The organism is Rhabdonatronobacter sediminivivens (assembly GCF_013415485.1).
GTDB lineage: Bacteria > Pseudomonadota > Alphaproteobacteria > Rhodobacterales > Rhodobacteraceae > Rhabdonatronobacter > Rhabdonatronobacter sediminivivens.
Genome location: NZ_JACBXS010000032.1, coordinates 15,917 through 41,175, shown reverse-complemented (window position 1 = coordinate 41,175; position 25,259 = coordinate 15,917). Strand labels below are relative to the sequence as shown.

Below are 25,259 nucleotides of genomic sequence, written 5' to 3'. Positions count from 1 at the left end.
TCATCGCCCACATCCGTCGCCTCACCCGCCTCATCGCAAGAACCTGAAATCATTCAGACCATTATGAATCGGACTCTTAGAGAACCCTGCGCGAAGCCTCCGCGCAGGCAGGGCGGCGTGGTGCTGCTCGCATGGAGCAGACCATGTCAGGACCCCCGTCACCGGCTGACGAATTCGAAACTGAACTGACGTTGCGCTGCTGCGGGCGGCGGCGGAAATGGAGCGGCCCTGCGGATATGGTCAAGGGCGGTTTGGTCCAGCCCGGCATGACCTGATGAGCGCGCAACCGAGACTGACACCAATCCGCCATTGCTGCCGATGCTGAAGGCAACCAGAACCTGCCCACGCGCGGGGCTGCGGACCTGCCGTGTGCGCTGGATGCGGCGCAGCACCTGGCCGGGGTAGTTGGACGCGGCGGCGTCGCCCTGCGCACTGCTCTCCGTGCGGGCGGGGGCCTGATTGGCGGCCTGCCCGGTGCTGCCCTGCTGGCTGCCGCGTGTGACGGTTTGGGCTGAATTGCCTTGCGGGGCGCGGGCCTGCCTTGTGGGTTGGGGCGGTGCCGTGCGGTCCGGGCGGGGGGGCGGTGTGCGGCTGGTCTCGGGGGCCAGCTCTGACAGGCTGGTGTCAGGGGTCATGGTTTCGGGGGCCGCGGCCGCCGCCCGCTCGGGCGGTGCGGCATGGGTGATCATCTGTGGCGCGGTTGTCTGCGCAGGCCGGGCTGTGTCCGGCACCAGTTCCGGCGCGCTGGTTATCGTTTCAGGGTCCGGCGCGGCAGGCAGCAGGGCGGCATCGGGATCGGGGGCCATGGGCAGCGCCGGTGCCGCAGTGACAGGCTGCGGAACCTGTGGTGCCAGAGGTGTCACCGGATCCTCGCGATGCCGCGTTTCCGCATCTTCCGGGTCAAGCGGTTCTGCTTCGGACGGGGACAGCACGCCTTCGGCAAAATCCGCGAAGCTGGTGCCAATCGCTGCGGGTGCATTCTCACCGCCACCCGCAATCAGCGCGGTCTCACGCGGGGCGAGTGCTGCCATCGCGCCCAGATGCAACATCAATGACGCGCCCGCTGCCAGCGCAAGAGTTTTCAGCCGGGGCGCAATGTCCAGCCGCCGCAGGTCGCGCGGGCTGACCAGCGGGCAGCCATTGCGTTGCGGACAGGCGCGCAGAAGCGCTGCTGCGGTCATTCCAGCCCCCTTTCGGTCACAATCACCAGTTCCGCGACCCCCGCCGCGCGCAAGCCCTGCGCCATGGCAACCAGTTCCCCCGCAGGTGCGTCACGGTCGGGCAGCAGGCGGACGCGCGCGGTATCCCCGAAGCGCACCAGTGCGGCCTCGGGCGTCAGCGTGTCGCCCGCATGGCGCAGGCTGCCATCGGCCAGCATCACCATCGCGTCCGAGGGCGGCTCGGTCGTGATCTCGCTCAGCGTCACCAGCGCCACATCCCCGTCCGTGCGGGGCGCAAGGCTGCCTGCGATCAGAAAGAAGATCAGCATCAGAAAGACGATATTGATCAACGCAATCGTCGGCTCGCTGCGCGGGCGGTCGGACTGGCTCAGCGCGCGCCTCATCGGGCAGCGCCCAGCACGGCCAGCCGCCAACCCGGCAGGCCCTGCAACAGATGCAGCATTTCGGCGAAAGCCTGCGCGCTCACGCCTTCGCCCAGTGCCAGCAGTACCAGCCCCTCATCACGTTCGGCGAGGCTGGCGCGCAACGCATTCGCCGTGGTGGGCACCGCATCCAGCCGCAACCCGTCTTCGTGCAACTGCACGAAGGTGGGCGGTGTTTCCGGCGCATTGGCCGCCCCGCCCATCGCCAGATCAAGCGGCAATTCGCCCTGCCGCGCGAAGGTCGAGGACAGCATGAAGAACAGCAAAAGCAGAAAGATCACATCGATGAGCGAGGTCATCGACAGCCGCCTGCGCCGCAGCGGGGAGGCCAGCCGTTCAGGCATGGGCGAGCGCCGCGCCGGCGCGCGCCTCCATCGGGCAGCTGTCCTGCGCCAGCCCCCGGCAGAGCGCCACATCGACGATCTGCATGGCCAGACGTGCCTCGCGCGCGATGCGGGATTCGAACCATGTCAGCACCAGCGCGGCGGGCATGGCGACGCCAAGGCCCACGGCCGTCGTCAGAAGCGCCACCCAGATGCCGCCCGCGAGTGCTGACGGGTCGACATTCGCGCCCGCTTCCTGCAGCGCCTGAAAGGCGGTGATCATCCCCAGAACCGTGCCGAACAGCCCCAGAAGCGGGGCCACCTGCGCGATGGAATCGAGCAGCCGGAAGCCCGATTGCAGCCGCGCGATGGCCTCCTCGGCCAGCCCCGTCAGCCGCGCGCGCAGGGCGTCCGTGTCACCTGTGGCATTCAGCGCCAGCACGGCCAGTGGGGCCAGATGGCTACGCGCCTGCGCGGCCTGCCGGAGCGCGGCCTGCGTGGTGCCGCGATCGGCCTGATCGAGCGCCGTGATCAGTGCGGCATGATCGCCCACGCCAGCGCGCCGGAACTGCCAGAGCTTGACCAGAACCAGCGCCAGCGCGAGGACGGACATGGCCAGCAGGATGGCAACAACCGGGCCGCCAAGCGCCAGAAAATCCTGCAGGGCATCAAGAAGATCCGTCATTTCAGCACCTCGATTTCCGTGGCGCTGTCCACCTCAAGCGCAGCGGTGCAGCTGCGCGCGTCCAGGGGCGTGCATGGTCCCATCGCATTGAAAAGCACCCGCCCGATACTGCTGCATTCCAGCCCCGCCAGATTGAAACTGCGCACGCGCAGGCCGTTTGCGGGCAGGGATTGGAAATCCAGCAGGCTCAGGCGCAGCACGCGGGACTCGGGCGTCAGAAGCACGACTTCGGCTTGCAGGCTCTCGAACTCTGTCGGAAACCCGTTTTCCAGCACAAAGACCAACTGGCACTGATCCGCGCCCGGATTGGCCTGATCGAGCCGGATCGAGAGCGTCTCGGAGGCTGCGGGCGCGAGACCCAGCCCAAGACAAAATGCAAGCGCACGCATGATGCTGCCTTTCAGATTCATATTTTCGGGAAAGGCTGGCGCATCGGCTGGCAGGGCAGAATTTCTGCTTGCAGGGGCGTTAGCATTGACTTAGTAAATCTGTCAAGAATGAAGCGCCTCTCGCTTCATGCGCCATCCAGCCCCGAGCCAGACACGCGCCTGACCCTCATCAAGTTTCAGGAGCCCTCTGATGTCGCTGGATACTCTCGCCCCCTTATCCCCCGCCGATCTGCGTACTGCCCGCGCGGAAAATCCAAAAGCCCGCGCCCGTGATCTGGCTGAGAGCCTTGGCGTGACCGAGGCCGCGCTGGTCGCGGCCCATGTCGATGGCGCGCAGGTTTTGCGCATTGATGCCGGGCTGGACCGGCTGTTTCCCGCCATCCAGACTCTGGGCGAGGTGATGGCGCTGACGCGCAATGCCTCCTGCGTGCATGAACGCACGGGCACATACGAGGATTACCACTCCGGCGCGCATGCGTCCATGGTGCTGGGTTCCGAGATTGATCTGCGCATGTTCCCCAGACACTGGGCGCATGGTTTCGCGCTGCTGGATGGCCCGCGCCCCTCTGTGCAGATTTTCGATGCGGCAGGCGATGCAGTCCATAAGGTGTTTCTGACCGATGCCTCTGATCGTGCGGCGTTTGAAACGCTCGTGCGCGATCTGCGCCTGCCTGATCAGGACGATACGATTACGCTGACCCCCCGCGCACCTGTCGAGGCCGCGAAACTGCGCGCTGACAAAGCCGAGGAGTTGCGCCGCGAATGGGGCGAGATGACCGATACGCATCAGTTCCTGCGCATGGTCTCGAAGCTGAAGATGAACCGGCTGGGCGCTTACCATGTGGCGGATGCGCCCTGGGCCTTTGCGCTGCGGCCCGATGCGGTGACGCAGGTGCTGCATCAGGCTGCTGCTGAAAAGATCCCGCTGATGATCTTCGTGGGCAATCAGGGCTGCATCCAGATCCATGGCGGCCCTGTTGCACGGGTTGAGCCGATGGGCCCCTGGATTAATGTTCTGGACCCGCGTTTCAACCTGCATCTGCGCGCCGATCACATTGCCGAGGTCTGGCATGTTATCAAACCGATCCGCGACGGCATGGCCCATTCGATCGAGGCCTTCGATGCGCAAGGCGCGCTGATCGTGCAGATTTTCGGCAAGCGTGACCCTGACACGAACGCCTTTCGTGTGATGGCCGAAGCCCTGCCGCGCCTGAGCGGGGCGTGAACCATGCTGCGTGCATCATTTGCGCTCGCCCTTCTCGCAACCCCACTGGCCGCGCAGGAGCGCGTTGTCATCGTCGGCGGCGGGCTCGCCGAAATCGTCTATGCGCTGGGGCAGGAACACCGGCTTGTCGGGCGCGACACGACGGCCAGTTTCCCGCACGAAATCGAGGCGCTGCCCGATGTCGGCTATATGCGTGCGCTCTCGCCCGAGGGGCTTCTGGCGCTTGACCCTGATCTGATCCTTGCATCAGAGGGGGCGGGGCCTGCGGAAACCGTGCAGATCATGCAGGCGGCGTCCGTGCCGTTCGTGCAGATCACGGAAGACCCCAGTCCGGCAGGCGTGCTGGAGCGGGTGATGACCATCGCCGGGCATCTGGACGCAGGCGCACAGGGTGAGGCGCTTGTCGCGCAGCTTGAGGCCGAATTTGCCGCCCTGCGCGGCGAGGCAGAGGCGGTGAGCACCCCCAAACGTGTGATCTTTGTCCTGTCGGCGCAGGGCGGGCGGATCAACGCCGCCGGGCGCGACACCGGGGCGAGTGCGATGATCGAACTGGCGGGCGGGGTAAATGCCTTTGACGATTTCGCGGGCTATCGGTTGCTGAGTGACGAGGCGATCACCGCTGCCGCGCCCGATATGATCCTGATGATGGATCGTGGCGGCGATCATGCGCTCTCGGACGCGGAAATTCTGGCGCATCCGGCGCTTGGCCTGACGCCTGCGGCGCAAACCGGGGCGGTGATCCGCATGAATGGCATCTACCTGCTGGGGTTCGGCCCGCGCACCGCGCAAGCCGCGCAAGAGCTGCACCGCGCGCTGTATCCAGAGCCGCACAAGGGGGGCTGAGGCGATGGTGGCCTTGCCCTGGGGGCGCAGCGCGGGACGGGATGCGACGCCTGACCGCGTGACAGGCGACCGCTCTGGTCGCGCACGCGTGACCATCCTTGCGCTGATGGTGTTCGTGATGCTGGCGGCCATCGCTTCACTCGGCACAGGCGCGGCAGGCGTGTCGCTGAGTGATGTGCTGATGAAATGGATATCGGGCGAGGAACTGACCCTGCGCGAACGCGTCGTGCTTTTCGACATCCGCCTGCCGCGCTTGCTGACGGGGATGCTGGTCGGCGCGTCTCTGGCAGTTTCGGGCGCAGTGATGCAGGGGCTGTTTCGCAACCCGCTGGCCGATCCGGGCATCGTCGGCGTGGGTGCGGGTGCGGGCCTCGGCGCGGTGCTGGCGATCGTGCTGGGGGCGTTCCTGCCGCCTGCGATCCTGGCCGTCGCGGGGATGCATCTGGTCCCTCTGGCCGCGTTCTTCGGCGGCTGGGCAACGACGCTGATCCTCTACCGAGTTTCAACCCGTGCGGGGCGCACATCGGTCGCGACCATGCTGCTGGCAGGTATTGCGCTTGGGGCGTTGTCAGGCGCGCTGACAGGCATTCTGGTCTATATCGCCGATGACCAGCAATTGCGCGATCTGACCTTCTGGGGGTTGGGCTCGCTGGCCGGGGCAAGCTGGGCGAAACTCTCCGCGGCCGCCCCCATCATGGTGCTGGCGCTGCTCGTCGCGCCGATGCTTGCGCGGGCGCTCAATGGTCTGGCCTTGGGCGAAGGCGCTGCGGCGCATCTGGGCATTGCCGTGCAGCGGATGAAGAACCTGGCCATTCTGACTGTCGCCGCCGCCACGGGTGCGGCGGTGGCTGTGTCGGGCGGGATCGGGTTCATAGGCATTGTTGTGCCGCATCTGTTGCGGCTGGTCATGGGGCCGGATCATCGCTTTCTGCTGCCTGCAGCGGCGCTTCTGGGGGCGGGGCTGCTGCTGCTCGCGGATATCATCTCGCGGCTGATCATCGCCCCTGCAGAACTGCCCATCGGAATTGTGACGGCTGTGCTGGGCGGGCCGGTCTTTCTGTGGATATTGCTGCGCCGTCGCGGCATCGTGGATATGTGAGGCTTGATGCTGGACGCACGCGATATTTCCGTCACGCTGGGCCGCAAACAGGTGCTGCATGGTGCGGGGCTGAGCGCAAAACCCGGTGCGATGACCGTCATCGTCGGGCCGAACGGATCGGGCAAGACGACGCTTCTGCGCGCGATCACCGGTGATCTGGCCAGTCGCGGCACAGTCACCCTCGACGGGCAGGACATGCGCGCGCTTGCCCCTCATGCGCTGGCCGAACGCCGCGCGGTACTGCCGCAGGCAAGCGTGCTGGCGTTTCCCTTCACGGTGCATGAAGTGGTGCGGCTGGGCCTGACCGGGCGCATCGCCCTGCGCCCGGATGCGGCGCACCTGCCGACCCGCGCGCTGGAGCGGGTGGGGCTTGCGGGCTATGGCGCGCGGTTCTTTCAGGAGCTTTCGGGCGGCGAACAGGCCCGCGCGCAACTGGCGCGCGTGCTGTTGCAGGTCTGGGAGCCGGTGCAGGACGGCACGCCCCGCTGGCTGTTTCTGGATGAGCCGGTCGCGGCGCTCGATATTGGGCATCAGTTGCAGGTCATGCATCTGGCGCAGCGTTTCGCGCGTGCGGGCGGCGGGGTTATCGCCGTCATGCATGATCTGAACCTGACGGCGATGTTTTCCGACCGCGTGGTGCTGATGCTGGACGGGCGCGTGTTGGCGCAAGGTGCAGTGCAGGACGTGCTGACCGATCAGAACCTGTCGCGCGCCTATGGTTGCCGGTTGCGCGTCTCCAGCCCGCCTGCGCAGGGCGCCACCTATATCCTGCCACAGGCGGCAGAAATCGCCTGACGAATACTTGACTCTTTAACTTGGGTTAAGTAGCGCGTTCACCATAACGCCAGCGGTATCGCCAGCCAGAGAGCACTCAAAGGGGATACCAATGTCACAACCGAACAGGCGCCGCGCGCGCCTTCTTGCTACCATTTCCGCAACGACCCTGCTGCTGGCCCCTGTGCCAGCCTTTGCCCAACAGGCCGAGAGCGTGCAGCCCACATCCTTCCTTGGTCGGATTGTCCTGGGCTTTGGCCGCGCGCGGGTGGCGATTGATACGCCGCAGGCGGTCAGCACGCTGGAACAGGAAGATATCGACCGCGAACAGGCCGCGAAACCCGGCGATCTGCTGCGCACCATTCCCGGCGCAACCGCCTTTGGTGGCGACCGCATGACGGGGCAAAGCTTCAACATTCGCGGTATCGGCTCGGCGGATGCGTCGGATCAGAACCGGGTGATCGTGTCGGTCGATGGGGTGCAGAAATTCTCGCAGCAATACCGCATGGGCCAGTTCTTCGGCGAGCCAGAGCTTTATCGCCGTGTCGAGGTGCTGCGCGGCCCTGCGTCGTCGGCACTTTACGGCTCGGGCGCACTTGGCGGGGTGGTGGCGTTCGAGACCAAGGACGCCGCCGATTTTCTGCAAGAGGGCAGCGATACGGCCCTGCGCCTGAAAGCGGGCGGCAATACCAATGGGTCGGGTGCGCTCGGATCGGTCATTCTGGCGCAGCGGTTCGGCGAAGGGTTCGAAATCCTTGCCGCGGTGAACCAACGCCGCGAAGGCGATTACAGGTCAGGGGATGGCACGCGGGTCACGGGGTCGGGCATGTCGGCGACCTCGGGGTTGGTGAAGGGGACATTCCGCTTTGGCGAGGGTCGCGAACAGACCCTCAGCTTCTCGCTGACGCGCTGGCACAGCGACGAGGATGACGCGAATTATTCCGCCGACATCGGCGCGCCCGTCTTCGGACTGGTCGACCGCAAGGTGCAGGATGACACGGCACAGATCATCTGGGCCAATCCGGCCAGCGGCAATCCGCTGCTGGATGCCAAGGTGCAACTGACCTTCTCGCGCACGCAGGTGGATCAGTTCAACGCGACAGCTCCAATCCAAAGCGAGTTGTTCGAGGACTCGCAATACGGCTATCGGACGTTCGGATTGCGTGCGCAGAACCGCGCCACCTTCGAAGGCGATGGCTGGGAGAACTATCTGACCCTGGGCGTCGAGGGATCTCGGCAGGAACGCACCCACCAGACCGCACTCAGCGGCCCGCGCGATACCCACCCCGAAGGCACGGATCGCCGGATCGGTGCATTTCTGCAGAACGAATTCATCTGGGATGACCGCCTGACCGCCGTTCTGGGCCTGCGCGCCGACCGTGTGTCGCTGACGCCCTCGGGGCAAGTGACCGCCGCCACGGGGGCGGAGGCGCGCAGCACGACGGCGCGCGCAGCTTCGCTGGCGCTCCATTACAAACTGAGTGAAGACTGGGCCGTCTTCGGCGCGCTGGCGCAGACCGAACGGGCGCCGTCGCTGGATGAGTTGTTCAATGCCGGGTTTCAGGGAGGGTTGATTTCGCCCAATCTGCGCCCGGAGCGTGCCCGCACTGTCGAGGCGGGTCTGTCTTATAGCGGGCGTGACCTGTTCATGACCGGGGACAGTCTTGATCTGAAACTCACGACCTTCTCGAACCGGATCACCGACAAGATCGAGCGTTCGCTTGGCGCAGGCGTCCCGTCCTATGTCAACGTCTCGAGGGCGCATATTCGCGGGATCGAGCTGGAAGGCGGCTATGATGCGGAAAGCCTTTTCGGCACGTTTGCCTATTCGCGCATCCTGGGGACCGATCAGAGCACCGGTGCGCGGTTGAATTCCACGCCCTCGGACGAGTTGATGCTGGAATTGGGCGCGCGCGCGTTCGATGAGACGCTGGAATACGGCTGGCGCGGGACATTCGTGCGCAGCGCAACGCGGGCGAATAGTGACGCTTTTCCCGGCTACGGCGTCAATGACCTGTTCCTGACCTGGCGGCCGGATCAGGGCGCGATGGCGGGGCTGGAGGTGCAGCTTGCTGTCAACAACCTCTTCGACAAGCAATACCGCAATGTCCTGAACGGCAGTCTTGCCAGCAACGAACCCCGCCGCGGCCGGGACATCAGGCTGACCGTCGGACAACAATTCACCTGGTAAAACAAGGCAAGGATACAGGCGGATGACTGGCAGCGCGGGAGCCCTTCCCGCGCTGCTTCTTTCAGGCCGCCGCGTCTGCAGAAAGATGCTGGATCGCAGCGAAGCCTTCGAATGTCGGCGCACCTTGGTGCAACTTGCGGCTGTCCCCGGCGCGGGCATGGGCGGCGCGAAATTCGTCACTGCGCGTCCAGGCGCGGAAATGCGCCTCAGACTCCCAGACGGTGTGCGATGCATAAAGCCGCATCCCGTCAGCTTCAGGGCCTTTGAGCATGTGAAATTCGACAAAGCCCGCCATCCGATCAAGATGGGACTCGCGGCCAAGCCAGAGGGCTTCGAAAGCCTCTGCATTCTCCAGCGGCACGGTAAAGCGGTTCATGGCGATGAACATCGGCATGGTCTCCTTGCTGATTGGAACAAGACACCGTGCAGGCCGTATCACGACATCACGCCTGCGACAGTGATGCCGGGCTGCGCAGAAAACGCTGGCTGGGGTGGGCATTTATCCCAAGTTTCCCCGCAGAAGTAAAAGTGTTTTTCGGCTCATGGCTGCGCGTCTCGGTCACGGCATTGACCATGCGCGGGCATCTGCCTGACCCGTCATGGACAAGGCCCTGCCCGTGCACTCACCTCACGGGTCCGAGAGCGTCATGTCTGCGGCCAATCGTGCCGCGATGATGCGGCGCGCATTGGCAAGATCGTTGCGTTCCGCGCGTGTTCGGGCGGCCTCGGGATCATGCCCATGCGCCAGCCAACGCGCGACGCAGCGCTGCAGGATCGTTTCTTCCGGTGTGTCCAGCCAGATCGAAAAATCCCACAGGCCTGCCAGATCCACCCAGGGGGGTTCATCAAAGAGCAGGTAATTGCCTTCGATAACGACCACCTCGCATGCGGGATCGAGCACGCCCGCCCCTGCGATGGACAGATCGCGCGCGCGGTCGAACAGCGGATAGACGACTTCCCTTTCGGTGCGGAAGCGCTGGATCAGGGCGATGAACCCCGCCGCATCAAAGGTTTCCGGCGCGCCCTTGCGTGCGCGAAGGTTGCGCGCATCCAGAATGCGATTGTCCAGGTGAAAGCCATCCATCGGCACCAGCGTTGCGGCCACGCCATCGCGGCACAGGGCATCGCACAGGGCGGCGCCAAGGAAGGATTTTCCGCTGGCGGGCGCGCCTGCCACGGCGACCAGCTTGCGGCCCGCGCCGCGCAGGCGGTGAAGCCGTGTCAACAGCTCTGGCGGAACGGGATCCGGGGTCCTGGTCGCAATCAAGGTGGCGCTCCATTCGGTTCAGACGGTCGGCGAAAGGGTTTCGGTACCTTGACCTTCGGCGCGCGCGGCATGCTGAAACCGCGCGAAGGCCTCCTCGAACGCGGCACGATGCTCTGCGGCTGGCAAGACCTCTTGCGTGTCGCGCTGCGGGGTGATGACATCGGCCACAGGCGCCCCGGTTGCGGCAAGCCGCGCCAGCCGTGCAGCGCCCAGGGCTGCACCATGACCTGCCTGCGCATTGGAAACCGCGATCGGCAGGCCCAGAACAGTTGCCAGCACACCGACCCAATAGCGCGACCGCGCGCCTCCGCCCACGGCATGAAGCCGGTTCGGCGCAGCACCGGCGGCGCGCAGCGCCTCCAGATTATCGCGCAGCCCGAAGGCGACGCCTTCGAGCACGGCGCGCGTCAGGTCCGCGCGGCTGGACTTGGCGCCGATACCGGAAAACCCGGCGCGCAGATGGGGATTGTTGTGGGGGGTGCGCTCTCCGGCCAGATAGGGCAGATACCGGACCGCGCCGGGGGGGCGGATACCATCGCCGAGTTCGGCAATCAGGGCTTGCGGCGGCATCGAGACAAGATTTGCCAGCCAGTTGAGGTTGTCGGCCGCGGCCAGCATCACCCCCATCTGATACCAGCGCCCCGGCAGGGCATGGCAGAACGTATGCACGGCCGTGTCCGGCGCCGGTTCGCAGCTGTTGCGCGCGATCATGACCACGCCCGAGCTGCCCAGCGACACCGCACCCGCGCCCTCATCCAGCAACCCCAGACCGCAGGCGGTGGCGGCATTGTCCCCTGCCCCACCCGCCACGATGACCGGATGGTGCAAGCCCCAGTCCCGCGCCAGATCCCGGCGCAGCTCTGCCGCGGGGGCGCTGCCTTCGACCAGCCGCGGCATCTGCGCGCGCTCCATGCCGGAGCGTGCGAGAAGCTCATCCGACCAGCGCCGCGCACCCACATCCAGCCATGACGTGCCCGATGCATCCGACAGGTCACCCACATGATCCCCGGTCAGCACATGCGTCAGATAGGCCGCGGGCAGCAGCACCCTGGCCACTTGCGCGAAGATGTCCGGCGCGTGATCGCGCAACCACAGAAGCTTGGGCGCGGTGAACCCCGGAAAGACGACATTGCCGCTGATCCGGCGAAAGGCCGGGTCTGCATCCAGCTTCGCGGCCTGGGCATGGCTACGGGTGTCATTCCACAGGATGCACGGACGCAGCACCTTGTCGCGCTTGTCCAGAAGCGTCGCGCCATGCATCTGCCCGGAAACGGCAATGCCGCGCAGATCGGCAAATTCGGGGTGGCTGGCGCGCAGCGCACCGATCACATCATGGAGCGCGGCAACCCAATCCGCCGGGTCCTGCTCGGACCAGCCCTCATGCGGGTGGGCGACCGGATAGCCCTGCTCGGCCTGCCCGATGATCGCCCCTTCGCCATCCGTCAGCAGCGCCTTGAGGCCCGAAGTCCCCAGATCAAGGCCCAGATAGCTCATGCGGTCTGCCGTGCGAGGTAGCCGCTGATGGCTGCATTCACCCCGCGGGACGCGATCAGCCCATACCAGTGCACAAAGGCATCGGCGAAGCGCGGGGCGTGCTTCACATCGCGGTAAAGCGATACCTGCTCCAACCATGCGGCGGGGGTCTCTTGCGCGGCCCGGGCGGCGGCTTGCAGGCTTGGCCACAGCGGGTCATTGGCCGCGATGACCGAGCCGTCTTCGCGCACACCCAGGCAATAGCGCGCCCAAAGCGCCGAGGCCAGCGCCAGCCCCTCCAGGGGCGTGCCCCGGGCCAGCGCATCGCGAATGGACGGCAGCAGGAACCCGGCGTGGCGGCTGGAGCCGTCAAAGGCGACCCGGCGCGTGGTATCGAGGATTTCCGGGTTGGCAAACCGCCGCTCGATCAGGCCGATGTAATCCAGGGCCGCCCCCCCGGGCACGGCGGGCACATGGGGGGCAATCTCGTCACGGGCGATCTTGCGGAACATCGCGCGGATGCGGTCATGGGCCATGGTCGCCGCAACGGTGCCCAGCCCCAGCAGTTCGCCCGCCCCGCAGATCACCTGATGGCCGCCATTCAGGATACGGATCTTCATCGCCTCATATACATGCACATCGGACGAGAAAACCGCACCGACACGGTCCCAATCAGGGCGTCCGGCGCAGAACTCATCCTCGATCACCCATTGGCGGAACGTCTCATGGGTGACAGGGGCGGCATCGGCAATCCCGAAGCTGTGGGCAAGGGCGATCTCGCGCGGGCCCGTGGCGGGGACGATGCAATCCACCATGCTGTTGGGAAAGCTGCATTCGGCGTCGATCCAATCGGCAAGGTCCGGGTCGGACAGGCGCGCAAGCCCCACGACGGTCTGGCGCAGGATCATGCCATTGCCTTGCAGGTTGTCGCAGCACAGGCTGGTGAATGGCCCCGATCCCCGCTCACGGCGCAGGCGCAATGCGGCAACCATCGCACCAAATGCCGTGCGCGGGGCCGATGGGCGGCTGGCATCATGGCGGATATCTTCATGGCCGGCATCCAGACCGCCGGTTTCCGGGTCAAGGTAATAGCCGCCCTCGGTCACGGTCAGTGACACAATCCCGATGTCCGCCTGGGCCATGCGCGCAATCAGCGTGGCGTTGTCGCTCTCGACCGGCAGGAAATCCAGCATTGCGCCGGTGATCTCGGCTGATTTTCCGGCGGGATCAAGCTCGATCAGCGTGCTCAGGCAATCCTGGGCAAGGAGCTTTTCGCGCATGGCCGTGTCACCGGGGCGCACGCCTGCGCCGATGATCGCCCAATCCTGAGCCAGCCCCATCTGCATCAACCGGTGCGTGTACCACGCCTGATGCGCGCGGTGGAAATTACCAAGCCCGATATGCACGATGCCGGGCCGAAGCGCCCTGCGGTCATAGTTCGGCACAGTGATGGAGGACGGGATTTCCCCCAGCATCGCCTGGGACAGCGGGATCAACTCATCCATTGGCCGCCATCCACATTGTAGGTCTGCGCGACGATGTAATCAGCCTCGGAGGAGGCGAGGAAAACCGCCATCCCGGTCAGATCCTCGGCCACGCCCATGCGCCCGAAGGGCACCCCCGCGCCCACTTCACGCTTCTTCTGGCCCGGCTCCTTGCCTTCATATTTCGCAAAGAACGCATCCACCCCGTCCCAGTGTTCACCATCGACGACACCGGGCGCAATGGCATTCACATTGATCCCGTGCCGGATCAGGTTCAGCCCGGCCGATTGCGTCAGGCTGATGATCGCGGCCTTGGACGCACAATAGACCGCCACCAGCGCCTCACCCCGTCGCCCCGCCTGCGACGCCATGTTGATGATCTTGCCACCCTGCCCGCGCGCGATCATGTGCTGCGCCACGGCCTGCATGGTAAACAGCGTGCCTGCGACATTGATGTCAAAACAGCGGGCATAATCCTCGCGGGTGATCTCGTCGATGGGCGCAGCCGTGAAGATCGCGGCGTTGTTGATCAGGATGTCGATCTGGCCGAACTGCGCCACGGTTGCGGCAACAGCCGTGTCGATACTGTCCTGCCGGGTCACATCCATCTCGACCGCGAAGGCCCTGTGGCCAAGGCGCGCGGCTTCCTTTTGGGCACGGTCGATATCGATATCGGCCAGCGCCACCTGCGCACCTTCGCGCAAGTAAGCCTCGGCGAACGCCAGACCGATCCCGCGCGCTGCCCCTGTGATCAGCGCTGTCTTTCCGGCAAGCCGTGTCATGCGATCCGCAACCCCTGTTCATCGAAGCGGTGCAGCCGCTCTTCTCGCGGGGTCAGATAGATGCGGTCGCCATGGCGGAAATTCACCTCGCCATCGGCACGCACGGTCACAGTTTCCGCAAGCCCCGTATCCTGCACATGAAAGAACGTGTCCGACCCCAGATGTTCCGACACCCCCACGACACCCGACCATGCGCCCTCCTCGGCAGAGATGCTGATATGTTCGGGCCGGATGCCGATCGTGGTCGCATTGTGCTTTGCCGCCTCTGCGCCCCCGATCAGGTTCATCCTGGGCGAGCCGATGAAACCCGCGACAAACAGGTTGCGCGGCGCCTTATACAGCTCCAGTGGACTGCCGACCTGCTCGATATGGCCGGCGCGCAGCACCACGATCTTGTCGGCCATGGTCATGGCTTCGACCTGATCATGGGTCACATAGATCATCGTGGTTTTCAGCCGGTTGTGCAGCTCGCTGATTTCCAGCCGCATTCCGACCCGCAGTGCGGCATCAAGGTTCGAGAGCGGTTCATCAAACAGGAACGCAGCCGGTTCGCGCACGATGGCGCGGCCGATGGCAACCCGCTGGCGCTGCCCGCCCGAAAGCTGCCCTGGGCGACGATCCAGATAGTCGGTCAGGTTCAGCACGGCAGCCGCCTGTTCGACGCGCCGGTCCTGTTCGGCGCGGTCGAGCCCCGCCATGCGCAGCGGAAAGGCGATGTTCTTGCGCACCGTCATATGCGGATAAAGCGCATAGGACTGGAACACCATCGCAAGGCCGCGCTTGGCCGGGGGGGTGGTCGCACTTGGTGTGCCGTCAATGCGGATTTCGCCCGAGGTCACATCCTCCAGCCCCGCGATCAGCCGCAGAAGCGTGGATTTGCCACAGCCCGAAGGGCCGACGAAGACGGTGAATTCGCCATCCTCGATGATCAGATCCAGTGGCGGGATGACGGTGACATCGCCGAAGCTTTTCGTCACCTGTTCCAGAACGATTTGTCCCATGTCGGATTTCCTTTGTTTGCCCTGCCGCTTCGCTACTTGAGGGAAGTCCCTATTTCACGGCGCCGAAGGTAAGACCGCGCACAAGTTGTTTCTGGCTGAACCAGCCCAGGATCAGGATCGGCGCAATCGCCATGGTCGAGGCCGCCGAGAGTTTCGCATAGAACAGGCCCTCGGGGCTTGAATAGCTGGCGATGAAGGCCGTGAGCGGGGCCGCGCGGGCCGCGGTCAGGTTCAGGGTCCAGAACGCCTCGTTCCAGGCCAGGATGATGTTGAGAAGCACGGTCGAGGCGATGCCGGGGATGGCCATGGGTGTCAGGACATAGAGGATTTCCTCTTTCAGCCCGGCCCCGTCCATGCGGGCGGCTTCAAGGATCTCGCCGGGGATTTCCTTGAAATAGGTATAGAGCATCCAGACCATGATCGGCAGGTTGATCAGCATCAGAACGATGGTCAGCCCGATCCGCGTGTCCAGCAGTCCAAGCTGAATGAAGATCAGGTAGATCGGATAGAGCACCCCCACCGCAGGCAGCATCTTGGTCGACAGCATCCAGAGCAGGATATCCTTGGTGCGGCGTGAGGGCACGAAGGCCATCGACCAGGCCGCCGGGATCGCGATGATCATGCCGAGGATCGTGGAGCCGCCCGCGATGATGATCGAATTCCACAGGAAGCGGTTGTAGTTGGAGCGCTCCTGCACCACGCGGTAGTTTTCCAGCGTCCAGTCGAAGAAGAACCACACCGGCGGGTCGGCGATGGCCTGCGCTTCGGTCTTGAAGCTGGTCAGGATCGTCCACAGGATCGGAAAGAAGATCAGCAGGCCGATGGTCCAGGCTATGAAGGTATTGAGTGACTTGCGTTGTGTCGTGACAGAGCGTGCCATGATCCCCTCCTCAACGATCCAGGTTCTTGCCAACGATGCGCATCAGAAGCAGCGCAAAGATATTGGCGAGAATGACCGCATAGATACCCCCGGCAGAGCCGAGCCCCACGTTCTGGCTTTCCAGCACCCGCTGATAGATCAGATAGGTCAGCGTGCGTGTGCCAAACGAGCCCTGGGTGGTGACAAAGATCTCGGCAAAGATTGCCAGCAGGAAAATCGTCTGGATAAGGATGACGATGGTAATCGCGCGCGCCAGATGCGGCAGGATGATATGCCAGAAGCGTGACAGGACCGGCGCACCGTCCATTTCGGCGGCTTCAATCTGTTCGCTGTCCAGTGACTGGATGGCGGTCAGCAGGATCAGCGTCGCAAAGGGCAGCCACTGCCAGGAGACGATCAGGATGATCGAAAGCATCGAGGCATCCGACAACCATATGACCGGATCGGCCCCGAAGAACCGCCACAGATGCGACAGCAGGCCGTTGTTGGGGTCCATGAACATGTTCTTCCACACCAGCCCCGAAACGGTCGGCATGACGAAGAAAGGCGCGATGACAAGGATACGCACCATCCCCTGCCCCCACATCGGCTGATCGAGCAGGATCGCCAGCAGGATCCCCAGGATCACCGTAATGAGCAGGACGCCGCCAACAATGATGATGGTGGTTTGAATGGCGGGCCAGAAGGCGCTGGAGCCGATGAAACGCGCGTAGTTTTCAAATCCGACCCAGCCCTGGAACCCGCCGCGCATGGGCAGGTAGCGCTGGAACGAAAAGATCAGGGTCATCGTCAGCGGCACCAGCATCCAGGCAAGAAGCAGGATAACTGCGGGTGCCAACATGAGCCGCGCAGCAGAGCGCGAAGCCTTGGTGGACATGGCACTGGCCTTTCATCAGGACAAGCCGGGCTTGTCGATGGTGAAGGATGGTGGAGAGGGGCGCGCGATGCGCGCCCCTGACCCGGGGCAGCAGGGGCTCAGTAACCTGCCGCCTCCATCTCATCCGTGACCAGGGCCTGAGCACGTTCAAGGGCCTGTTCCGGAGTCAGTTGCCCTGCGACCATGGCCGAGAACTCCTGACCGGCAGCGGTTCCGATGCCGGCCCATTCGGGGATCGCGACGAACTGGATGCCAACATAGGGAACCGGATCGATGGTCGGATTGTTCGGATCGGCCGCGTTGATCGACCGCAGCGTCATGTCGGCAAAGGGGACTTCCGCATATTCCGGGGTCTCATAGAGCGAGGTGCGGCTGCCCGGAGGCACATTTGCCCAGCCCTCGCGCTCTGCCACCAGCTCAAGGTAGTCCTTCGATGTGGCCCAGTTGATGAACTCCATCGCGGCCTCTTCCTGCTGCGTGCCGGCAGGGATGGCCAGCGCCCAGGCCCAGAGCCAGTTGGCGCGCTTGTCAAGCCCGTCCCTGTTGGGAGCCAGCGCAAAGCCCACGCTGTCAGCCACGGTCGAATCGCTGGGGTTGGTCACGAAGCTGGCGGCCACGGTGGCATCCAGCCACATGCCGCAGCGCCCCTGCTGGAACAGCGTCAGGTTTTCGTTGAACCCGTTGTTGGCTGCCCCCGGAGGGCCATAGTTCTGCAGCAGGTCATTGTAGAAGGTGACCGCCTCCAGCCATTCGGGGCTGTCAAGCTGGGCGTTCCAGTCCTCGTCAAACCAGCGCGCGCCAAAGGAGTTGGCGACGGTGGTGATGAAGGCCATGTTCTCGCCCCAGCCAGCGCGCCCGCGCAGACAGATGCCGTTGATGTTGTTGTCGCGATCGGTCATCGCGGCGGCGGCGGCGGCGATGTCATCCCAGGTGGGCTCCTCAGGCATTTCCATCCCGGCCGCTTCCATCAGATCCGTGCGATACATCACCATGGAGCTTTCGCCATAGAAGGGCGCGGCATAGAGGCTGTCCTCGAACGACAAGCCGGCGCGCATGGCAGGCAGGATGTCGTCGATGTCATATTCCTCGGGCAGGCCGTCAAGCGAGACCAGCCAACCGCGCTCGGCCCAGATCGGTGCCTCGTACATGCCGATGGTCATGATGTCGAACTGGCCACCGCTGGTGGCGATATCCTGCGTGACACGCTGGCGCAGGATGTTCTCTTCCAGAATGACCCACTCAAGCTCGATCCCGGTCTGGGCAGTAAACTCATTGCTCAGCCCTTGCATGCGGATCATGTCGCCGTTGTTGACTGTCGCAATGGTAAGCGTCTGGGCAAATGCGCCCGAGGCTGCGACCAGCGCAAGCGCCGTCGATGCCACAAGTGACTTTCCGAGTCTCATGCTGTTCCTCCCTGAACGATATGAACAGGGCGAAGGTTAATTCAAATATTGCCACGCGGTCAATATAAATTTCACACGGGATAAGTTTAGGCCGATTTTCGGAGTATCAGCTTGGTCGGATACAGGAACTCCTTGCGCGTCTCGGGCATCGCCCCATCCTCGAGCATCTGAAACAGCACCTCGACCGCCTTGTTGGACACGGCATCGTAATCATGCGCGACGGTCGTCAGCGGGGGGCAGGTAAAGCGCGAAACCGGGTGATCGTCATGCGACATCACGCGCATCGCATGATCCCCGCCATAGCCCACGGACAGGCCTTGCTCGAAACAGGCTGTCAGGAAACCCACGGCAAGCCGGTCATTGCTGCACAGCACCGTATTCGTCGGAAAGGCCTTGTCCCTTATGGCCTTCAGCCCGCCTTCATAGCCGATACGTTCAAAATCCCACCCCTCGCCATCGACCTTGACGATATGGGGCTCCAGCCCCAGGCGCTCCATATTCGCAAGATACGCCAGTCGGCGCTTGTTGGCGTTCGGGTTTGCGGGGTTTCGCATCTCGAACAGGACCGGAGAAGACCCGGTGCGCACCAGATACTCCACACTCTGGGTCACGAAATCATGGTTGTCCGAGCCAACGAAGACCTTGCCCACACCGTCGATATTGCTGTCGAACAGCACTGTGGGCACATCGTCGCAAAAGCGTTCTACCGCCTGGCGGTCCGACACGCGCCCCAGCGGCGCCAGCAGAACCCCTGCGGGTTTGAGAACCCGCAGACTTTCAAGGATGGCGTTTTCCAGTTTCTGTTCGCCATGCGCCGAAAACAGGATCGGCCAGAACCCCGCATCGATGCAGCGCCGTTCGATCTTGCGGGCGATTTCGGCAAAGAACGGATCCGCCAGATACGGCACGACCACGCCCACAATCTTGGTCAGCTTGCGATTCTGGTTCATGGCGAAGATGTTGGGGCGGAAGTCATAGCGTTCGAGCGCCGTTTCGATCCGTTTGCGCGTCGAGGAGCGCACGCTCTCGGGGTCCTGGAAGTACTTTGAAACGGTCGGGCGCGAGATGCCACTTACGGCCGCGAACTCTTCCATGTTGCGAATTTTCTGCCCGGTCACAAGATGCTGTCCTTCCCCTGTCGGCCAGCTTCGAACTTGGCCGATAAAATTCATATATTTTCGCGCGCAAAGTTTCAACCCGAAGATCAAGGGGACTACATGCGCAGGGCGCCCTGCCCCACGCGTCAGGAAGCGCATCTTTCCGTGAGGTCAGTGATTTGTGGTCAAGGTTCTCTGGGAACGGATGGCACCTGCCACCCCTCTGCCAGGCTCCTTGCCGTTGGCAGGTCCACCGCCACCAACACCGCAAAGGCCACTCCCGGACCCCGGCCAGCCGCGCGTGAAGGAGCTGCGCCGCCCGCCCATGTAGCCCGACGGCAAGCTGGCCGCTCGGCAGGTCCAGTCTGTCGGGCAGGAGATGCTGGCAGGCGCATTGGATGATGCATGACAGCGGGTCTGCCTCTGGCGCCCTGCCATACGCGCAGCATTGAGGCCGCGACCCGGGTCGACGGCACCGCTGGCCGTGTCCGTGGGGCGGACCCCTCAGCGCAGCTTCGACGGATTCACACCGTGATAGTCCACCAGATAGCTGCGGAGCCACGCCTTGCAGGCGGGAACGCCATTGTCGTTCATGGCGCTCATTTCATCCCAGGCAGCGCGCAGGTGGTCAATCTCGGCCAGCGTCTCGCTGAACTGGGCCAGGTAGGCATCCCCTTTGCCCGCCTTCTTCGCCTGATTGAGCTTCTGCCTGTCGACCAGGTTCTTCGCGCTGGGGCGCCAGTGGATGTTGTAGCGCTTTCTGTCGTTGTTCTGAAGCTTCAGATGATCGTTGCGGCCAACCAGGTGGATATGCGTCGCGGATGGATTGCCAATGAAGGTCCCCTTCTGCGAGCCCGACTTCGATCCCTTGTTTTCGTAAGCGTGTGGCAATGACGTTCCTCCCCCTTTTACGGACATTCCCTGCGCTGACACCCCCGGCCACCCTTCCGAGCGGCCTCAGGCGCATCCACGCCCGCCCATCGTTCACACATTCCCCAAGCTGCCTTCCCCCGCACCCAGCGTCACCTGAATCCGCCTTTTGGGCAAGCTTTTTTGCCGCGGGCCATCAATCTGCGTTCGGAACTGACCCTTCGTGGTCACTCAGGACTGCGTCACTGCGGGCTCGGGCGGGCGCATGTGCGATGCCCTGCAGATAGATCTACCGGTGGTGACGCACACGGACACTGCCGGCGCTCATGACGACAATCTGAACCCGTCGAGGGATCGCGCACGTGCCGTTGACCCTTGTCCGAGCGCATAACCCGGGACCAAGGCGCCCCGGCTGCAGCCCGCCGGGACCGCGATGATGGGGCGCCTTGCGGCCCTCGTCGCTCTACCGTGCGGAAGGTGCCGCTGCGTTCTTTCAACCCACTGACATTGCCGATGTCATGGAGGCTCCTTGCGTGTCTGCATGGACCTTGCTGCGGGTCTGTACCGGATGAATTCGGATTGAGCGCGCCGCAACGCAGCTTTCGGTTCGTTCGCCTGGCTGTTACGCTGTAAGGTGCCATACGGGCTGCCCACTCCGTGCTCTTGCGGTTGCCAGCAATCGCGGCCAGCCCGGGGACGACCAGGCCCGCCCCGGTCGCGCGCCACATCGATCGGGAAACCTGCAGCAACGGAGGGTTGGCTCGGATGACCGGAACAGACGGAAAGCCTGCACGCAGCCGGCCATCGACAGGGGATGCCGGTCGCAAACAGCGACTGTCGGCGGTCACACGCCGCCCGCTGGATGCGTCCGACCGTGACCTGCATCCCTATGCTGCCCTTGATCGCGGCGTGATGGCCAGCCTTGCGCGCATGACCGGCGGCATTTCCCCGCATGCCATGATCGATGCCTGGGGCGACTGGGCAATGCATCTGGCCCGAGCGCCAGGACGGCAGCTTGAACTGATGGAGCGTGCGCGCGACAACTGGCTCAAACTGGCGCAGTTCGGGGCCAGCGGGCTTTCGGGCAAGCCCGGAAAAAAGCCCTTCGCGCCCGGCACATACGATACCCGTTGGTCGCATCCAGGCTGGGACAGGCCGCCCTTTGCGCTGTGGCAGCAGGGCTTTCTGGCAACCCAGGACTGGTGGCAGGCAGCCACCGCCGATCTGCGCGGGCTGCGCAAGCAGAACAACGAGCGCACCGGCTTCATGATGCGCCAGCTTCTCGATACCGTGTCGCCTTCGAATTTCCCGATGGGGAATCCGGAAATTCTTGAAGCCACGTGGAAGAACGCCGGGCGCAACCTCTTCGACGGCGCGCTGCATTACGCCGATGACGCCCGCCGCGTGCTGACACAGGAGCACCGTCCGGTGCCCGAGGATTTCGCCCTGGGTACGGCGCTGGCCGCCACGCCGGGGACGGTGGTGTATCGCAATGATCTGATGGAGCTGATCCAGTATGCACCCAGCACCGAGCAGGTCCATGCCGAACCGGTGCTGATCGTGCCCGCCTGGATCATGAAATACTACATTCTGGATCTGTCGCCGCATAACTCCTTCATCCGCTGGCTGGTCGATCAGGGGTACACGGTGTTCTGCATCTCATGGCTGAACCCGGGCGCAGATCAGGCCGATCTGTCGCTTGAGGATTACCGCCTGAAGGGCATCATGCAGGCGCTGGATGTGATCGGCGGCATCCTGCCCGGGGCGCGGGTTCATGCCAATGGCTATTGCCTGGGCGGCACGCTGCTGGCCATTGCCGCCGCCACCATGGCGCGCGACCATGATGACCGGCTGGCCTCGGTCACGCTGATGGCGGCGCAGGTGGATTTCGCCGAAGCTGGCGAGTTGCTGCTGTTCCTCGATGAAAGCCAGGTCGCTTTTCTTGAGGACATGATGTGGTCGCAGGGCTATCTGGACCGGCCGCAGATGTCGGGCGCCTTTGCCGCCATCCGGTCCGAGGACCTGATCTGGTCCCGCGCCGTGCGCCGATACTTCCTGGGAGAGCCCGACCTGCCCACCGATATCGGGGTCTGGGTCAATGACACCACCCGGATGCCCGCACGTATGCATTCGGAATACCTGCGCGGGATTTTCCTGGAGAACCGCATCACCGCCGGACGCTTCGCCGTCGAAGGGCGGGTGATCGCGCTGAAGGACATTGAGGTGCCGATGTTCGTCGTCGCCACCGAAACCGATCACATCGCCCCCTGGCGGTCGGTCTGGAAGACCGCGCTCTTCACCGATTGCGACCTGACCTTCGTGCTGACCAAGGGCGGGCACAATACCGGTATCCTGTCGGAACCCGGCCACCCGCGGCGCCATTACCGCATCGGCCACCGCACGGCCGGGGCGCATTATCAGGGCCCGGATCGCTGGCTGGCGGCGCATGAGCCGCAGAAGGGATCATGGTGGCTCGAATGGGCGGACTGGCTGAAAACCCATAGCGGCGACACCGGAGCGCCCCCGGAGGTGAAATCCCGCGGGCTGGGCGACGCACCTGGCAGCTACGTCCTGCAGCCCTGAGCGACCGTCATCGCCAGCTCTCGCTCGGAGGTGGACGCGTTGATTGTGGAGCTCGCGCTGGCCGGGGCCTCCACGGCATCCGTTCAGGTGGGGCAGCTTCGGATGATCATCACCCACCCAAGGGACACATTTGCATGCCGAACCATGGCCCCGGGCCCGAGAACGCCGTGGACCGCTCTGAAATCGGCGATCACCTGAGGGATGCTTCACTCCTGTTCGGCCGAGACCAGTATGCGGCTGTTGGCCGTGACCGTGGCCGACCCCGTGAACCTTGCAATTGCCGTGTCCAGTACTTCGGAAAAGCTGTCGATCGACTCCGAAGTGGGCCGCAACTCATCAAAGAGCGGCTCGGGGCCGTGCAACACCAGTATCCTGTTCTTGCCCAGCGCCGTGTCATCCACGAGAAAAGCCAGCCGAGCATTGCCCTGCGCCTCCTCCACCCCATAGGCAACGCGCACCGGAAGCGTCTCGGCGCGCCCGGCACGCAGGGCGGATACGGCCGTTTCCTGTCGGTTGATGTTCGGCAGCAGATGAAAGACCGACCCCTTGACGTCGATGATCGAAACCCAAAGGTGACCGTCCTCCAGATCAGCCGGAAGGATGATGTCGATCACCGGGTTTTCGCCGACATAGTAGCGCCCGGATGGATTGTCCTGAGGTCTGTCACCAAATCCGAAACGCATTTCGATATCGCCCGACGGCACCTGTGCAAGCGTGCCCTCAAGCAGACACAACCCGCGATTGAGCACGTCCAGATCCAGAACCACCGGACGATCCCCGGCAATCGCCGAGAGCGCATCGAAGATCACTTCGCGCATCTCGGGGCCTTCGATGGCGCCGGTGACGGAAATCCGCTCGCCCATGGAATAGGCGACGTCAGGCGCGTCGGACAGGTGCAGCGGTCCGCACTCGGCGGCGGCGGCCAGCACCTCGCGGACATCGGACACCGGCAGCCGCACCGGCCCCAGAAGGATATCCGAATTCACCGACAAATCGCCCGGAAGAGGCGCGGTGAGTGCGAAGCTGACCCGCTCGTGCTGGCCCCGCTCCTCGGCTATGCCGGTGACCTCGATCTGGCTGCCCGCGGCGGATATCTGCCACTCCTCCAGCGCGATGACGGTATCGATCAGCCGCGCAATCCCGGCGCCCCAACCATCGGGAATGTCGCCGGTGGCAAGCTCCAGCCGCGCCTCTCCGCCTTGTGCCGCAAGGATTGCGGCCAGATCGTCGCGCACCTCGGCGCTGGGAACATGGCCTTCGGCAACGGGCGCGGCGCCCGCGGCGCGCGAAACAACCAGCGTGTAGGGATCGGCCACGGGCAGGCCTGCGCCCCCCGGAAACAGGCCCGGAACGCCCCCGAAATACCCCCCCACGCCGATCCCCGCCAGCGCCAGGACAGCGACCCCGGCGACAACCCGCTTGCGGCCACTGCGCGCCGGGACCTGGTCATCGCCGCCCCGGCCCCTGATGCGCGAACGTTCGGTCGCAGGCGCCGCTTCGTCCGTGCGGGCAGCTTCGCGCTGCGGCGGCAAGGTCGTCGGGCGCAGGGGCAGATCGTCGGGGAGGTATTTCGGATCGATGGCATCCAGGACAGCCTCGGCCGATTGCAGGCGCTGCTCCGGATCGGGCTGTGTCATCCGGTCGATGAGCGACTTCAACGGCTCGGGGACACCTTCGGTGTCCAGCGGCTCGCCCTTGCGGCGCAAGACCTCCATCGGATTGCGTCCGACATCGGGCGGCATACCGCGAAAACTGGCCAGCAACAGCGCCCCCAGCGCGTAGATGTCCGAGCGCGCATCGGCTCGCCCGTTCAGTTGTTCCGGCGCGGCATAGGCGTATTTTCCGGCAAACTCACCCCCGGTGATGGTTTCGGCGCCGGGGCTGTCATCCTTTGCGATCCCGAAGTCGATGATCACGGCGTGCCCGGGCTTGCCGCCCTTGAGGATGATATTGTCGGGCGAAAGATCACGGTGAAAGATGTTGCGCGCATGCGCCACCGCCAACCCCGAGGCAACGCGCGCGCAGATCAGCAAAAGGTCCTCGGCCGGCAATCCGCCCTGCTTGAGCAACGCGTGAAGGTCAGGACCATCGACATAATCCATGATCAGATAGACATGGCCTTCGGTGGTGCGGTGGTTCTCGGAGTAGCGCACCACCGCATCATGGCGGATGTCTCGCATCGCCTCTTCGCGGTTCATCAGGACGAGGTAATCCTCATTCCCTGCAAACTCGGATTTGAGCACCTTCATCGCGACAATGCGCCCCGAGATTTCGGAGCGCGCACGATAGACTTCGGACGTGCCCCCGCGCCCGAGCACCCCTTCGATGCGATAGGTGTTGTTGATCAGTTCGCCGGGTTTGAAGATGTCATGGGGGCGCGACTCGATCATGCGTCTGCCGTCATCTGACC

The 25,259-nt window shown here is 64.3% G+C and carries 23 protein-coding genes; 6 read left to right on the top strand and 17 right to left on the bottom strand.

Annotated elements, in window-relative coordinates:
• Nucleotides 1–158 precede the first annotated feature (158 nt).
• From HUK65_RS13990 to HUK65_RS13970, 5 genes are read right to left on the bottom strand one after another with little or no spacing between them, the layout of a single operon-like run.
• Nucleotides 159–1,181: a TonB family protein gene (locus HUK65_RS13990; RefSeq protein ID WP_179906889.1), complete on the bottom strand. Its 1,023-nt coding sequence runs from the start codon at nt 1,179–1,181 to the stop codon at nt 159–161.
• Complete coding sequence (locus tag HUK65_RS13985; protein WP_179906888.1) at nt 1,178–1,564, bottom strand: ExbD/TolR family protein; 387 nt, start codon at nt 1,562–1,564, stop codon at nt 1,178–1,180. The genes HUK65_RS13990 and HUK65_RS13985 overlap by 4 nt, the downstream gene beginning before the upstream one ends.
• Entirely contained in the window at nt 1,561–1,947 is a 387-nt protein-coding gene (locus HUK65_RS13980) for a biopolymer transporter ExbD (protein WP_235442158.1), read from the bottom strand. Before HUK65_RS13980 ends, HUK65_RS13985 begins: the two co-directional genes overlap by 4 nt.
• Complete coding sequence (locus HUK65_RS13975) at nt 1,940–2,611, bottom strand: MotA/TolQ/ExbB proton channel family protein (RefSeq protein WP_179906887.1); 672 nt, start codon at nt 2,609–2,611, stop codon at nt 1,940–1,942. Before HUK65_RS13975 ends, HUK65_RS13980 begins: the two co-directional genes overlap by 8 nt.
• Nucleotides 2,608–3,000, bottom strand: coding sequence for a hypothetical protein (locus HUK65_RS13970; RefSeq protein WP_179906886.1), 393 nt, complete (start codon nt 2,998–3,000; stop codon nt 2,608–2,610). Before HUK65_RS13970 ends, HUK65_RS13975 begins: the two co-directional genes overlap by 4 nt.
• A gap of 190 nt (nt 3,001–3,190) precedes the next feature.
• Here HUK65_RS13970 and HUK65_RS13965 point away from each other — a divergent pair, with 190 nt between their 5' ends.
• The 5 genes from HUK65_RS13965 to HUK65_RS13945 all read left to right on the top strand — a co-directional run bounded on the left by HUK65_RS13965 (nt 3,191) and on the right by HUK65_RS13945 (nt 9,132).
• On the top strand, nt 3,191–4,225 hold the full coding sequence (locus HUK65_RS13965; RefSeq protein ID WP_179906885.1) for a hemin-degrading factor: 1,035 nt from the start codon (nt 3,191–3,193) through the stop codon (nt 4,223–4,225).
• A 3-nt stretch (nt 4,226–4,228) separates the two neighbouring features.
• Nucleotides 4,229–5,068 carry a heme/hemin ABC transporter substrate-binding protein gene (locus HUK65_RS13960; RefSeq protein WP_179906884.1) on the top strand — a complete coding sequence of 280 codons (840 nt, stop codon included), beginning with the start codon at nt 4,229–4,231 and terminating at the stop codon, nt 5,066–5,068.
• 4 nt (nt 5,069–5,072) lie between these two features.
• Nucleotides 5,073–6,167 (top strand): FecCD family ABC transporter permease, encoded by a 1,095-nt coding sequence (locus HUK65_RS13955; protein WP_407692435.1) that lies wholly within the window; start codon nt 5,073–5,075, stop codon nt 6,165–6,167.
• A gap of 6 nt (nt 6,168–6,173) precedes the next feature.
• Nucleotides 6,174–6,962, top strand: a complete 789-nt coding sequence (locus tag HUK65_RS13950; protein WP_179906882.1) for a heme ABC transporter ATP-binding protein — start codon at nt 6,174–6,176, stop codon at nt 6,960–6,962.
• Nucleotides 6,963–7,053: 91 nt separating this feature from the next.
• A complete protein-coding gene (locus HUK65_RS13945) occupies nt 7,054–9,132 on the top strand; it encodes a TonB-dependent receptor domain-containing protein (RefSeq protein WP_179906881.1) in 2,079 nt (692 codons plus the stop codon).
• Between the two features lie 61 nt (nt 9,133–9,193).
• Here HUK65_RS13945 and HUK65_RS13940 read toward each other — a convergent pair whose 3' ends face one another.
• The 11 genes from HUK65_RS13940 to HUK65_RS13890 all read right to left on the bottom strand — a co-directional run bounded on the left by HUK65_RS13940 (nt 9,194) and on the right by HUK65_RS13890 (nt 20,287).
• On the bottom strand, nt 9,194–9,520 hold the full coding sequence (locus tag HUK65_RS13940) for an antibiotic biosynthesis monooxygenase family protein (RefSeq protein WP_179906893.1): 327 nt from the start codon (nt 9,518–9,520) through the stop codon (nt 9,194–9,196).
• 240 nt (nt 9,521–9,760) lie between these two features.
• Complete coding sequence (locus tag HUK65_RS13935; RefSeq protein ID WP_235442157.1) at nt 9,761–10,357, bottom strand: nucleoside/nucleotide kinase family protein; 597 nt, start codon at nt 10,355–10,357, stop codon at nt 9,761–9,763.
• A 60-nt stretch (nt 10,358–10,417) separates the two neighbouring features.
• The gene (gene xylB / locus HUK65_RS13930) at nt 10,418–11,893 is read right to left on the bottom strand and encodes a xylulokinase (protein WP_179906880.1); all 1,476 of its coding nucleotides are present in this window, start codon (nt 11,891–11,893) and stop codon (nt 10,418–10,420) included.
• Nucleotides 11,890–13,377, bottom strand: a complete 1,488-nt coding sequence (locus HUK65_RS13925) for a mannitol dehydrogenase family protein (protein WP_179906879.1) — start codon at nt 13,375–13,377, stop codon at nt 11,890–11,892. Before HUK65_RS13925 ends, xylB begins: the two co-directional genes overlap by 4 nt.
• Nucleotides 13,365–14,138, bottom strand: a complete 774-nt coding sequence (locus tag HUK65_RS13920) for an L-iditol 2-dehydrogenase (protein WP_179906878.1) — start codon at nt 14,136–14,138, stop codon at nt 13,365–13,367. Before HUK65_RS13920 ends, HUK65_RS13925 begins: the two co-directional genes overlap by 13 nt.
• Nucleotides 14,135–15,139: an ABC transporter ATP-binding protein gene (locus tag HUK65_RS13915; protein WP_179906877.1), complete on the bottom strand. Its 1,005-nt coding sequence runs from the start codon at nt 15,137–15,139 to the stop codon at nt 14,135–14,137. Before HUK65_RS13915 ends, HUK65_RS13920 begins: the two co-directional genes overlap by 4 nt.
• Nucleotides 15,140–15,188: 49 nt before the next feature.
• Complete coding sequence (locus HUK65_RS13910) at nt 15,189–16,019, bottom strand: carbohydrate ABC transporter permease (protein ID WP_179906876.1); 831 nt, start codon at nt 16,017–16,019, stop codon at nt 15,189–15,191.
• A 10-nt stretch (nt 16,020–16,029) separates the two neighbouring features.
• Entirely contained in the window at nt 16,030–16,896 is an 867-nt protein-coding gene (locus HUK65_RS13905) for a carbohydrate ABC transporter permease (RefSeq protein WP_179906875.1), read from the bottom strand.
• 98 nt (nt 16,897–16,994) lie between these two features.
• Nucleotides 16,995–18,299, bottom strand: a complete 1,305-nt coding sequence (locus HUK65_RS13900; protein WP_179906874.1) for an ABC transporter substrate-binding protein — start codon at nt 18,297–18,299, stop codon at nt 16,995–16,997.
• An 86-nt stretch (nt 18,300–18,385) separates the two neighbouring features.
• On the bottom strand, nt 18,386–19,393 hold the full coding sequence (locus tag HUK65_RS13895) for a LacI family DNA-binding transcriptional regulator (protein WP_235442156.1): 1,008 nt from the start codon (nt 19,391–19,393) through the stop codon (nt 18,386–18,388).
• 507 nt (nt 19,394–19,900) lie between these two features.
• Nucleotides 19,901–20,287 (bottom strand): hypothetical protein, encoded by a 387-nt coding sequence (locus HUK65_RS13890; RefSeq protein WP_179906872.1) that lies wholly within the window; start codon nt 20,285–20,287, stop codon nt 19,901–19,903.
• Between the two features lie 744 nt (nt 20,288–21,031).
• On the opposite strand from HUK65_RS13890, the gene HUK65_RS13885 reads away from it, so the two are divergent.
• Nucleotides 21,032–22,849 carry a PHA/PHB synthase family protein gene (locus tag HUK65_RS13885; RefSeq protein ID WP_179906871.1) on the top strand — a complete coding sequence of 606 codons (1,818 nt, stop codon included), beginning with the start codon at nt 21,032–21,034 and terminating at the stop codon, nt 22,847–22,849.
• Between the two features lie 206 nt (nt 22,850–23,055).
• On the opposite strand, the gene HUK65_RS13880 is transcribed toward HUK65_RS13885, so the two are convergent.
• Nucleotides 23,056–25,239: a serine/threonine-protein kinase gene (locus tag HUK65_RS13880; RefSeq protein WP_179906870.1), complete on the bottom strand. Its 2,184-nt coding sequence runs from the start codon at nt 25,237–25,239 to the stop codon at nt 23,056–23,058.
• Between the last annotated feature and the right edge of the window lie 20 nt (nt 25,240–25,259).